General features: G+C 61.1%; 10 protein-coding genes. 9 read left to right on the top strand and 1 reads right to left on the bottom strand.

The features are described 5' to 3' along the window. The first annotated feature begins 2 nt into the window (after positions 1–2). From BLR20_RS25050 to BLR20_RS25015, 9 genes are all read left to right on the top strand, one after another. Positions 3–1,436, top strand: a complete 1,434-nt coding sequence (locus BLR20_RS25050) for a sigma-54-dependent transcriptional regulator (RefSeq protein WP_010428596.1) — start codon at positions 3–5, stop codon at positions 1,434–1,436. 472 nt (positions 1,437–1,908) lie between these two features. Next, positions 1,909–2,208 (top strand): hypothetical protein, encoded by a 300-nt coding sequence (locus BLR20_RS27910; RefSeq protein WP_156357940.1) that lies wholly within the window; start codon positions 1,909–1,911, stop codon positions 2,206–2,208. Continuing rightward, positions 2,135–3,538 (top strand): polynucleotide adenylyltransferase PcnB, encoded by a 1,404-nt coding sequence (locus BLR20_RS25045; RefSeq protein WP_054992623.1) that lies wholly within the window; start codon positions 2,135–2,137, stop codon positions 3,536–3,538. The genes BLR20_RS27910 and BLR20_RS25045 overlap by 74 nt, the downstream gene beginning before the upstream one ends. Next, positions 3,531–4,037 carry a 2-amino-4-hydroxy-6-hydroxymethyldihydropteridine diphosphokinase gene (gene folK, locus BLR20_RS25040; RefSeq protein WP_054992624.1) on the top strand — a complete coding sequence of 169 codons (507 nt, stop codon included), beginning with the start codon at positions 3,531–3,533 and terminating at the stop codon, positions 4,035–4,037. The genes BLR20_RS25045 and folK overlap by 8 nt, the downstream gene beginning before the upstream one ends. Before the next feature lie 228 nt (positions 4,038–4,265). Beyond that, positions 4,266–5,066, top strand: coding sequence for a 3-methyl-2-oxobutanoate hydroxymethyltransferase (gene panB, locus BLR20_RS25035; RefSeq protein ID WP_054992625.1), 801 nt, complete (start codon positions 4,266–4,268; stop codon positions 5,064–5,066). Next, on the top strand, positions 5,063–5,914 hold the full coding sequence (gene panC, locus BLR20_RS25030; RefSeq protein WP_054992626.1) for a pantoate--beta-alanine ligase: 852 nt from the start codon (positions 5,063–5,065) through the stop codon (positions 5,912–5,914). Before panB ends, panC begins: the two co-directional genes overlap by 4 nt. A gap of 253 nt (positions 5,915–6,167) precedes the next feature. Further along, the gene (pgi, locus tag BLR20_RS25025; protein WP_010428585.1) at positions 6,168–7,832 is read left to right on the top strand and encodes a glucose-6-phosphate isomerase; all 1,665 of its coding nucleotides are present in this window, start codon (positions 6,168–6,170) and stop codon (positions 7,830–7,832) included. Between the two features lie 368 nt (positions 7,833–8,200). Continuing rightward, complete coding sequence (locus BLR20_RS25020) at positions 8,201–9,067, top strand: oxygenase MpaB family protein (protein WP_054992627.1); 867 nt, start codon at positions 8,201–8,203, stop codon at positions 9,065–9,067. Between the two features lie 107 nt (positions 9,068–9,174). Further along, positions 9,175–10,353: an acetyl-CoA C-acetyltransferase gene (locus BLR20_RS25015; protein WP_054992704.1), complete on the top strand. Its 1,179-nt coding sequence runs from the start codon at positions 9,175–9,177 to the stop codon at positions 10,351–10,353. Positions 10,354–10,392: 39 nt separating this feature from the next. Here BLR20_RS25015 and BLR20_RS25010 read toward each other — a convergent pair whose 3' ends face one another. Then, on the bottom strand, positions 10,393–12,135 hold the full coding sequence (locus tag BLR20_RS25010; RefSeq protein WP_010428577.1) for a PTS fructose-like transporter subunit IIB: 1,743 nt from the start codon (positions 12,133–12,135) through the stop codon (positions 10,393–10,395). Positions 12,136–12,147: the final 12 nt, after the last annotated feature.

The raw sequence follows: 12,147 nt of genomic DNA, 5'->3' as shown, positions 1-12,147 counted from the left end.
CAATGCCGCATATTTTGATCGTCGAAGACGAAACGATTATCCGCTCAGCCCTGCGTCGCCTGCTTGAACGCAACCAGTATGAAGTCAGTGAAGCAGGCTCCGTTCAAGAGGCTCAGGAACGCTTCAGCATCCCGTCGTTCGATCTGATCGTCAGCGACCTGCGCCTGCCCGGCGCACCCGGCACCGAGCTGATCAAGCTTGGCGAAGGCAAACCGGTGCTGATCATGACCAGTTACGCGAGCCTGCGTTCGGCAGTCGATTCGATGAAGATGGGCGCGGTGGATTACATCGCCAAACCCTTCGATCACGATGAAATGCTGCAGGCAGTCTCGCGGATCCTGCGTGATCGGCAAACGGTCAAGCACCTTCAGGACGAACGCAGCACCACTGCCAAAACCAGCAGCGCTGAAAAAGGCCCGTCTCAGAACCATAACGGCGAGATCGGCATCATCGGCTCATGCCCACCCATGCTGGATCTCTACAGCAAGATCCGCAAAGTCGCCCCGACTGATTCAAACGTCCTGATTCAAGGGGAATCGGGCACCGGCAAGGAACTGGTCGCCCGCGCCCTGCACAACCTCTCACGCCGTGCCAAGGCGCCGATGATTTCCGTCAACTGTGCGGCCATTCCCGAATCGCTGATCGAGTCCGAACTGTTCGGTCACGAGAAAGGCGCGTTCACCGGGGCCAGCGCAGGCCGCGCAGGGCTGGTCGAGGCCGCTGACGGTGGCACGCTGTTTCTCGATGAAATCGGTGAACTGCCGCTGGAAGCCCAGGCTCGACTGCTGCGCGTATTGCAGGAAGGCGAGATTCGTCGCGTCGGTTCGGTGCAATCGCAAAAGGTCGATGTGCGCCTGATTGCCGCGACCCACCGCGACCTGAAAACGCTGGCCAAAAATGGCGAGTTTCGTGAAGACCTGTTCTATCGCCTGCACGTCATCGCCCTGAAACTCCCCGCGCTGCGGGAACGGGGCAGCGACATCCTGGAAATCGCCCGTGCGTTTCTGGTCCGCCAGAGCAGCAAGGTCGGGCGCGACGACCTCACATTTGCACACGACGCCGAACAGGCGATCCGTCATTACAGCTGGCCGGGTAACGTACGCGAGCTGGAAAACGCTGTGGAGCGCTCGGTGATTCTGTGCGAGAACCCGGAAATCACCGCTGACCTGTTGGGTATCGACATCGAACTCGACGGTCTGGATGACGATGAGTACATGGGCATGGCGCCGTTGCCGGGCTCTTCCGGCTCGTCGGGCAACGAGCCTGCCGAAGACCTGTCCCTCGAAGACTATTTTCAGCACTTCGTTCTGGAACATCAGGACCACATGACTGAAACCGAGCTGGCGCGCAAACTGGGCGTCAGTCGCAAATGTCTGTGGGAACGCCGTCAGCGTCTGGGCATCCCGCGACGCAAGGGCGTCGCCAGCGAGACATAAAACCAGCCCAAGGCTCTGGCACGCGGTGCGCAGGGCGGGGACAAACTGTTACCTCAAGCGCTTCACGTAACAAAAGCCGGGTCTTACGGTAACGCAGGCCCGGCTTTTTTGTGTGAGCAAAAACCGTCTGATGCCCGCAAAGGCCCGGTTTACGGGGCTTGGTAAAAGTTGGCACAGCTTCTGCTATATCCTTAGTACAAGAAGAACAACAAGCAGTACGACACCTACAATAAAAACAATACGAATCGACTCACGCATAACAAGAACAACACGGCGGAGGCGCAGCTAACTGATTCTTTTGGAGAGGAGTTGTATTTGGGGCTTGCCCCGCAACCAGGCCGAGAACAACAAAAACTACCCTTAGGTAGCGCCTGAACTGGTTGGATCGAATGATCATTGCAACGCAGCGACCAAAGCAATCCGTTTGCTCTTGACTCCCGACTGGGAGGTTTCACAGACGCGAGTCTCGTGAATGGGCACTCAACAAAAACAAGAAGCCCAGGCAGAAAACAATAATAAAGAGCACACACTTTGGGGGAGCTTCGGCTCCCCCAGTAGCTTCCCCGCCTTTATCCGCGTCATCGTTTGTCCTTCAGCGACAGCTTCCTACACCATCACTCGACTAAATGCTAGAATCCCCGCCCATCATGCGGTCATTCCACGTTTTTGGCCGAATATTCCTTCAAACAGTGCATCCCATGCTGAAGAAGTTGTTCCAGTCATTTCGTTCCCCACTGCGCAAACCGCAGCAACATACGCGCACCACGCCTGAAGTGCTCAACAGCAGCCAACACTCGCTGCAACGCAGTCAGTTCAGCCGCTATGCCGTGAATATCGTCGAGCGCCTGCAGAATGCCGGCTACCAGGCCTATCTGGTCGGTGGCTGCGTACGCGACATGATGCTCAACATCACGCCCAAGGACTTCGACGTCGCCACCAGCGCCACGCCCGAACAGGTGCGTGCCGAATTCCGCAACGCGCGGATCATCGGCCGCCGGTTCAAGCTGGTGCACATCCATTTCGGTCGCGAAATCATCGAAGTGGCGACGTTCCGCGCCAATCATCCCCAGGATGATGAGGAAGAGGACAGCAACCAGTCCTCGCGCAATGAAAGCGGACGCATCCTGCGTGACAACGTATACGGCACGCTTGAAGAAGACGCCCAGCGTCGCGACTTCACGATCAACGCGCTTTACTACGACCCGGTCAGCGAGCGCGTTCTGGATTACGCCAACGGCGTGCATGACATCCGCAATCGCCTGATCCGCCTGATCGGCGATCCGGAACAGCGTTATAAAGAAGACCCGGTACGCATGCTGCGTGCCGTGCGTTTCGCGGCCAAGCTGGACTTCGGTATCGAGAAGCACAGCGCTCAACCGATCCGCGCACTGGCGCCGATGCTGCGTGACATTCCGTCGGCACGCCTGTTCGAGGAAGTGCTCAAACTGTTCCTTTCCGGACATGCCGCCCCCACCTTTGAAATGCTGGTGGATCTGGAACTGTTCGAACCGTTGTTCCCGGCCAGCTCCAAGGCCCTGGAATACAACCCGACCTACACCCACACGCTGATCAGCAATGCGCTGATCAATACAGACCTGCGCATCAAGCAGAACAAACCGGTCACGCCGGCGTTCCTGTTCGCTGCCCTGCTCTGGCCTGCGCTGCCCGCCAAAGTGCTGCGTGCCCAGGAACGTGGCATGCCGCCGATCGCAGCCATGCAGGAAGCCGCTCACGAACTGATCATCGAACAATGCCAGCGCATCGCGATCCCCAAGCGCTTCACGCTGCCGATCCGCGAGATCTGGGACATGCAGGAGCGCCTGCCGCGCCGTTCGGGCAAACGCGCCGACCTGCTGCTTGACAACTCGCGGTTCCGCGCAGGCTACGACTTCCTGCTGTTGCGTGAAACGGCGGGCGAACAGACCGATGGTCTGGGCCAGTGGTGGACCGATTACCAGGACTGCAACGACAGCGAGCGCCGCGACATGATTCGCGACCTGAGCAACAAGCCGGAGGCGGCGGGCGCTGCCCCGCGCAAGCGTCGTCGTAACAGCGGTGCCAAACGCAAGCGCGCCACGGGCGAGGCGCAAAGCGGTGAATGAACCGCTGTTGGCCACTGAACGCGTATACATCGGTCTGGGCAGCAACCTGGCTGACCCGGCCGAGCAATTGCGCAGCGCCCTCAAGGCCATTGCGCAGTTGCCCGATTGTCAGTTGAGCGGCGTGTCGTCCTTCTATATCAGCGACTCGCTACTGCCCGGCCAACCGCGCTTCACCAATGCCGTCGCCGCAATCGACACCGCTCTGCCGCCCCTGACACTGCTTGATGCGCTACAGGCCATTGAACTGGATCAGGGCCGCGAACGCCACGAACGCTGGGGGCCGCGCACGCTGGACCTCGATATCCTGTTGTTCGGCGACCGTCTGATCGACGAGCCACGCCTCAAAGTGCCGCATTACCACATGCAGGCCAGGCCATTCGTGCTGTACCCGCTGGCAGAGCTGGCTCCGGGTCTGACACTGGCTGACGGGCGCCCACTAAATCGTTTGCTCGATGAATGCCCGTTCACAGGTCTCGAGCGTCTGCCCGCCGAGGCATGAAGCCTGTCTGTCACCGCACCGGTGTAACCGGTCCGACGCACAGGTAACACCTTCAATTGACTTCACGCCCCCTCCTCACGAAGATAGGCCTCCCGCCGCCACACCACAGGCGAACGGGCGCGAAACAGGCCTTTGCAAAACACCGCGACACGACGGTGTGCCTGCTTTTCCAGGATGACTCTCACGCGCTGAGCACCCGTCTTCACAGCGCCTGATGGAGGACTTTACATGCCGAACATAACCGTTACGTCGCTGCTGGCCATGAAGCAGAAGGGTGAGAAAATCACCATGCTCACCTGCTACGACGCAACCTTCGCCCACACGGCCTCCCAGGCGGGTGTCGAAGTGCTGCTGATAGGCGACTCGCTGGGCATGGTCCTGCAGGGTCACGACAGCACCCTGCCTGTTACCACCGCTGAAACGGCGTACCACGTTGCGTGTGTGAAACGCGGCAACCAGGGCGCAATGATTCTCGCCGACCTGCCGTTCATGGCCAACGCCACACTGGAGCAGACCCTGATCAACAGCGCGACGCTGATGCAGGCGGGCGCACACATGATCAAGGTCGAAGGCGCCGCCTGGCTGGGCGAGTCGATCCGTTTGCTGGCCGAACGCGGCATTCCGGTGTGCGCGCACATGGGCCTTACGCCGCAGGCGGTCAACGTGCTGGGCGGTTACAAGGTTCAGGGTCGGCTGGAGGCACAGGCGCGGCAGATGCGCGCCGATGCAATCGCTCTGGAACAGGCGGGCGCAGCAATGATCCTGCTGGAGTGCGTGCCCAGCGAACTGGCCGAGGAAATCACCCACGCGGTGAAGATCCCGGTCATCGGCATTGGCGCAGGCAGCGCCACCGACGGCCAGGTCCTGGTGCTGCATGACATGCTCGGCCTGTCCATCACCGGGCGCGTGCCCAAGTTCGTGAAAAACTTCATGACCGGTCAGCCCGATATCCAGTCGGCTATCCAGGCCTACGTGGCCGCCGTCAAAGACGTCAGCTTTCCGGCCACTGAACACGGATTCTCGGCATGAACACAGTAAAAACCGTACAGGACCTGCGCGCCGCTGTTGCGCGGGCACGCAGCGAAGGCAAGCGGATTGCGCTGACCCCGACGATGGGCAACCTGCACAGCGGCCACGCCGCGCTGGTCACCAAGGCGGCGCAGCGTGCCGACTTCGTGGTCGCCACCATTTTCGTCAATCCGCTGCAGTTCGGCCCCAACGAAGACCTGGCCACCTACCCTCGCACGCTGGCTGCCGATCAGGAAAAGCTCCTGCAGGCCGGTTGCAACCTGCTATTCACCCCAGGCGTCGAAGAAATGTACCCGCACGGCATGGCCGACCAGACGCTGGTCAGCGTGCCGCACCTGTCGCAAGGCCTGTGTGGCGCCAGCCGTCCCGGCCATTTCGAAGGTGTCGCGACCGTGGTCAGCAAGCTGTTCAACATGGTGCAGCCTGACTTGGCCATCTTCGGGGAAAAAGACTTCCAGCAACTGGCCGTGATCCGGGCCATGGTCCGTGATCTGAACATGCCGATCCAGATCATCGGCGAACCGACGGTACGTGCCGACGACGGGCTGGCGCTGTCCTCGCGCAACGGCTATCTGAGCGACGATCAGCGCGCCGCAGCACCCGCGTTGTATCAGGCGATCCGCCAGACCGCCGACGCAATAAGTGCCGGCGAGCAGGATTTCGACACGCTGCTGGCAAGCAAGAAACGGCAACTGGAGAACGCTGGTTTTCGCATCGATTATCTGGAGATACGCGACGCCACCAGCCTGCGCCCGACGAATGCCGAAAATCGCGACCTGGTCATCCTCGCCGCGGCATTTCTGGGCACAACCCGCTTGATCGACAACCTGCACCTGACCAGAAGCTGACAGGATGTGCGCAGGCAATGAACTAAGACACACCGGTAATGCCATAACGGTACAGGTTGCCTGAACCGCAACCGGCAGTATTCGAGACAAAGCCCCGGTTGCCTGTGTGCGAAAAAGTACCGGGGTCATGTAAGGCGAGGCGCAGACAAACAGGTACGCGAAGGGTAGTCTGCGATGTGTAGCCCGTGAGAAAGCTTGCGACCTCGCTCCAAGAATATCCAAAGACAGAACCAGTTAAAGGAAACCCGCAGCGATGGCGTACTACCGCACTCCTTCCGATGTGACCGCTCTGCCCGCCTGGCAAGCGTTGAGCAAACACCGCCAGGCCATGCAGAACTTCAGCATGCGCGAAGCGTTCAATACCGATCCGCAGCGCTTCAGCCAATTTACCCTCAGCAGCGCCGGTCTGTTTCTCGACTACTCCAAAAACCTGATCACCACCGAAACCCGCGACCTGCTGGTCAGCCTGGCTGGCGAAGTGGGCCTCAAGGACGCGATCAAGGCTCAGTATGACGGCGAGCTGGTCAACTCATCCGAAGGCCGCCCTGCCCTGCACACCGCTCTGCGCCGCCCGGTCGGCGACAAGTTGAAAGTCAACGGCGTCGATGTGATGCCGGACGTACACCGCGTACTCAATCAGATGACCGAACTGGTCGGCCGCATCCATGACGGCCTGTGGCGCGGTTACACCGAAAAGCCGATCACCGACGTGGTGAACATCGGTATCGGTGGCTCTTTCCTCGGCCCGGAGCTGGTTTCCGAAGCGCTGGTGGCCTATGCGCACAAAGGTGTTCGCTGCCATTACCTGGCCAACATCGACGGCAGCGAGTTCCATGAGCTGTCGATGAAGATTCGTGCCGAGACCACGCTGTTCATCGTTTCGTCGAAATCCTTCAACACACTGGAAACCCTGAAAAACGCACAGGCTGCACGTGCGTGGTATCTGGCGCAGGGCGGCTCGGAAGTCGAACTGCATCGCCACTTCATCGCTGTGTCGAGCAACAACGCGGCGGCCGTGGCATTCGGCATTCGTGAAGAAAACATCTTCCCGATGTGGGACTGGGTCGGCGGTCGCTATTCGCTGTGGTCGGCCATCGGTCTGCCTATCGCGCTGGCCATCGGCATGTCCAACTTCAAGGAACTGCTGTCCGGTGCCTACACCATGGACCAGCATTTCCAGAGCGCGCCTTTCGAACAGAACATGCCGGTATTACTGGGCTTGCTGGGCGTCTGGTACGGCAATTTCTGGAACGCACAAAGCCACGCGATCCTGCCGTACGACCACTACCTGCGAAACATCACCAAGCACTTGCAACAACTGGACATGGAATCCAACGGCAAGAGCGTCCGTCAGGACGGTACGCCGACCTCGACCGATACCGGACCGGTGATCTGGGGCGGCGTGGGTGCCAATGGTCAGCACGCCTACCACCAGTTGCTGCACCAGGGCACGCAGATGATTCCGGCCGACTTCATTGTGCCGATCGTCAGCTTCAACCCGGTTTCCGACCATCACCAGTGGCTGTACGCCAACTGCCTGTCGCAGAGCCAGGCGCTGATGATGGGCAAGACCCGCGCAGAAGCCGAAGCCGAACTGCGCGAGAAGGGTATGGACGAGAAAGAGGTGCAGAAGCTGGCACCGCACAAGGTCATCCCCGGCAACCGTCCTAGCAACACGCTGGTGGTCGAGCGCATCAGCCCGCGTCGTCTTGGCGCGCTGGTGGCCATGTATGAACACAAGGTGTTCGTGCAGAGCGTGATCTGGGGCACCAACGCCTTTGACCAATGGGGTGTGGAGCTGGGCAAGGAAATGGGCAAGGCGGTATACCAACGTCTGACGGGCGGCACCGAAGAGCCGGCTGACGATGCTTCGACTCAAGGCCTGATCAACTACTTCCGCGGCCGTCACCGCGGCTGATTGTTTCCCTCTCGTTCCCACGCTCTGCGCTCAGCGTTACGCAGAAGTCTTGATGAGTAGGGGAAACGGGGCTTTTGTAGGAGCGACCGGGGCGGCGATCCGCCTTGTTCGCGAAGTCGTTATGTCAGGCACAGAAACTTCTGCGGCTGCACAGGCCCTTTCGCGAACAAGTTCGCTCCCACGCCCTGCGGGCAGAAGCCCTGTAAATCTTCAGCGGATGTACGCTCTCCTTGTTCGCGAAAGCTTTATTTCGGGTGATACATCTTTAGCGGATGTACCGGCCCTTTCGCAAGCAAGCGAAGGGTCGCCCGGTCGGTTACCACAAAAGCCTCTTTGCCGTACTTCCCTCCCCGATGCACGAGCACGACATGGAATTCATCCGTACCCGCATCGAAAACCAGGTCATCAGCCTTACCGGCCTGGCGCTGGGTCAGCTGGATCTGGCAAGCCCCAAGGGCGACCCTGGCCTGTTTGGTCCCCAGGCGGTGTGCTGGAAGGTGCATGGCGACTTCACCAGCATGCTGGTCGGCGGTATCAGCGCATTGATGCTCCAGGCGTTGCACCCGTTGGCACTGGCGGGCATCTGGGATCACTCCAACTTTCGTCAGGACATGCTTGGCCGCCTGCGGCGTACCGGGCAGTTTCTGTCCGGTACCACCTACGGCTCCACGCGAGATGCCAACTGGCTGATCGACAAGGTTCGCAACATTCACCTGAACATCGTCGGCACTGCGCCCGATGGCCGGCCATACTCCGCCAGCGATCCGGATTTGCTGACCTGGGTGCATGTAGCCGAAGTCAGCAGCTTTCTCGCAGCGCATATGCGCTACCTCAACCCGGACATGCCGCTCGCCGATCAGGACGCGTACTACGCTGAAACAGCGCTGGTTGCCGAGCGACTCGGCGCCCGCAACGTGCCGCGCTCCCGTCAGGCCATTGCTGACTATCTGGCAGACATTCGTGGTCAACTGGTCTGTGACCAGCGCAGCCGCGAAGTAATGCGCCTGCTGCTCGATGCGCCGGCACCCAACTGGCTGGCCAAGCCGTTTGGCGTGCTGATGATGCGCGCCGGTATCGATCTGCTGCCGGACTGGGCCAGCGAAATGCTCGACGTCACGCAAAGCTCCGTCACGCGTCGAATAATCCGTCTGGGCGTCAACAGCACCGCGCCCATTCTGCGCTGGGCGGTGCGCGACGGATCGGCGCAACGCGCCAGACGCCGCATGGACGTTTGAACGAGACATGAAGGTTTTCGGCAAACCGTGACCGAGCGGTTCACGGTTGGAACCTGCCCGCCTATCTGTGCCACCATGAGCGCTCAATAACAATGAGGATCAGCACCATGCACGACGTCGTTATCGTCGCCGCCACCCGTACCGCCGTGGGCAGTTTTCAGGGCTCACTGGCCACTGTATCCGCAGTCGACCTCGGCGCAGCGGTCATTCGTCAACTGCTTGCCCGCACCGGCATAGACGGCGCGCAGGTCGATGAAGTCATCATGGGTCAGGTGCTGACCGCAGGCGCTGGTCAGAACCCCGCGCGGCAGGCAGCCATCAAGGCCGGCCTGCCCTTCTCGGTACCGGCCATGACCCTCAACAAGGTCTGCGGCTCTGGCCTCAAGGCCCTGCACCTGGCGACCCAGGCGATCCGCTGCGGCGACGCCGAGATCATCATCGCCGGTGGCCAGGAAAACATGAGTCTGTCCAACTATGTGCTGCCGGGCGCACGCACCGGATTGCGCATGGGCCACGCCAGCATGGTGGATACGATGATCACCGACGGTCTGTGGGATGCGTTCAACGATTACCACATGGGCATCACCGCCGAGAACCTCGCGCAGCAGTACGACATCAGCCGTGAGGCCCAGGATCAGTTCGCCGCGTTGTCTCAGCAAAAGGCGCTGGCTGCGATTGAAGCCGGACGTTTCGTCGATGAGATCACCCCGATCCTGATCCCGCAGCGCAAGGGTGATCCGCTGTCGTTTGCAACAGACGAGCAGCCCCGCGCCGGCACCACCGCCGAGACCCTGGCCAAGCTCAAGCCCGCCTTCAAAAAGGACGGCACGGTCACCGCCGGCAATGCTTCGTCGCTGAACGACGGGGCTGCCGCCGTGATGCTGATGAGCGCCGCCAAGGCCGAGCAACTGGGCTTGCCGGTGCTGGCGCGCATTGCCGCTTATGCCAACGCCGGTGTCGACCCGGCGATCATGGGCATCGGACCGGTCAGTGCCACACGTCGCTGCCTGGACAAGGCTGGCTGGTCGCTGGCCGAACTGGACCTGATCGAAGCCAACGAAGCCTTTGCCGCACAGTCCCTGTCGGTCGGCAAGGAGCTGGGGCTGGATCCGCAAAAGCTCAACGTGAATGGTGGCGCTATCGCCCTTGGCCACCCGATTGGCGCGTCGGGCTGCCGCGTGCTGGTGACACTGCTGCACGAGATGATCAGGCGCGATGTGAAGAAGGGCCTGGCCACGCTGTGCATCGGTGGTGGTCAGGGGGTTGCCCTGGCGCTGGAGCGCTAGGGCAGGCAGAAGGCGCGGGTCAGCCCGCGCCTTGCATCATCAGGCGGCTGCGGGAGCCACTTCCATGTCAGCAGGCTCCGGACGCTTGATCAGCGCGTAGATCACGCCGGTCAGCACACTGCCGGCGATGATCGCCACCAGATAAAGCAGCGCATGGTTGATCGCGTTGGGAATCAGCATCACGAACAAGCCGCCATGCGGTGCCATCAGCTTGCAGCCGAAGTACATCGACAGCGCACCGGTCAGCGCCCCCCCCACGACACTGGCCGGAATCACCCGCAACGGGTCCTTGGCAGCGAAGGGAATGGCACCTTCCGAGATGAAGCACAGCCCCAGCACGAACGCCGCCTTGCCTGCTTCACGCTCACTTTGGGCGAACTTGCGGCGAGCCAGAATCGTGGCGATGCCCATACCGATGGGTGGCACCATGCCGGCAGCCATGGCGGTGGCCATCGGCGCATAGCTCTGAGACGCCAGCAAACCGACCGAGAACGCATAGGAGGCCTTGTTGATCGGCCCACCGAGGTCGACGCACATCATCGCGCCCAGCACCACGCCCAACAGGATCGCGTTGGTGGTGCCCATGCTGTCGAGGAAGTGCGTCAACGCTTCGAGCATCCCGGCAACCGGCTTGCCGACCACGTAGATCATCACCAGACCGGTGAACAGGCTCGACAGCAGCGGGATGATCAGAATCGGCTTGAGCGCTTCGACGCTCGCAGGCAGACGCGCGTAGCGGTTGATCGCGGCAGCACTGTAACCGGCCAGAAAGCCTGCAACGATACCGCCAATGAACCCTGCACCCAGCGTACTCGCCAGCAGACCACCGATCATGCCGGGTGCCAGCCCCGGACGGTCGGCAATCGAGTAGGCGATGTAACCGGCCAGCAACGGCACCATCAGTTTGAACGCCGCTTCCCCACCGATCTGCATCAGCGCTGCGGCCAGCGTGCCAGGCTCCTTGAACGCGGTGATACCGAACACGAAGGAAAGAGCGATCAACAGCCCGCCCGCCACGACCATCGGCAGCATGAACGACACGCCGGTCAGCAAGTGTTTATAGACGCCCGCTTTCTCCTGTCTGGCAGGTGACTTGGCGGCGGCCTCATCGGATTCCACCTGCCCTTCCGCGAGGGCTTTTTTCAGAGTTGCCTCGGACTGCTTGAGCGCGATCCCGGTGCCGCAACGGTAGATCTTCTTGCCGGCAAAGCGGTCGGTGTTGACTTCGATATCCGCCGCCAGCAGCACCACGTCGGCATCGGCGATAGCCTTGGCGCTGAGCGGGTTGCGCGCCCCTACCGAGCCCTGGGTTTCGACTTGCAGGTCGTAGTTCAGACGCTTGGCAGCCTGCTGGATCGCTTCGGCAGCCATGAACGTGTGCGCGACACCGGTCGGACAAGCGGTGATCGCAACGATGCGCGGTTGCGCGCCCGTGCTACCGCTAACCTGAGGCGCCGCTGCTTCGGACGCTGCATGAACCTGCGCGTCTCGCTCGGCGCGCTGCAGAAAACTGTCGACATCCTGCAAGGCATGCGCAGGCGAATCCTGAAACAGGCGTTTGCCGACAAAGCGGCTCAAGTCCACAGGACCGGTATTGACCACCAGAACAAGATCGGCGGCTTCGATGTCCTGGGCGGACAATTGTTGATCGGCCTTGTTGGGGTCGATGATTTCGACGCTGGTTTCCCAGCCCTGGCGCAGGGCCGCCGCTTCGAGCAATCGTGCGCTGAGTACGCTGCTGACCTTGCCGTTCGGGCAGGCCGTAACTATGGCTAACTTCATGACGATCCTCTC

It is taken from the genome of Pseudomonas congelans (genome assembly GCF_900103225.1).
Lineage (GTDB): Bacteria > Pseudomonadota > Gammaproteobacteria > Pseudomonadales > Pseudomonadaceae > Aquipseudomonas > Aquipseudomonas congelans.
This window is presented reverse-complemented; position numbering and strand designations above follow the sequence as displayed.

Coding starts and splice junctions, on each gene's coding strand:
- panC (WP_054992626.1), top strand. CDS start 5,063: ATGAACACAGTAAAAACCGTACAGGACCTGCGCGCCGCTGTTGCGCGG.
- BLR20_RS25015 (WP_054992704.1), top strand. CDS start 9,175: ATGCACGACGTCGTTATCGTCGCCGCCACCCGTACCGCCGTGGGCAGT.
- BLR20_RS25045 (WP_054992623.1), top strand. CDS start 2,135: ATGCTGAAGAAGTTGTTCCAGTCATTTCGTTCCCCACTGCGCAAACCG.
- panB (WP_054992625.1), top strand. CDS start 4,266: ATGCCGAACATAACCGTTACGTCGCTGCTGGCCATGAAGCAGAAGGGT.
- pgi (WP_010428585.1), top strand. CDS start 6,168: ATGGCGTACTACCGCACTCCTTCCGATGTGACCGCTCTGCCCGCCTGG.
- BLR20_RS25020 (WP_054992627.1), top strand. CDS start 8,201: ATGGAATTCATCCGTACCCGCATCGAAAACCAGGTCATCAGCCTTACC.
- BLR20_RS27910 (WP_156357940.1), top strand. CDS start 1,909: ATGGGCACTCAACAAAAACAAGAAGCCCAGGCAGAAAACAATAATAAA.
- BLR20_RS25010 (WP_010428577.1), bottom strand. CDS start 12,135: ATGAAGTTAGCCATAGTTACGGCCTGCCCGAACGGCAAGGTCAGCAGC.
- BLR20_RS25050 (WP_010428596.1), top strand. CDS start 3: ATGCCGCATATTTTGATCGTCGAAGACGAAACGATTATCCGCTCAGCC.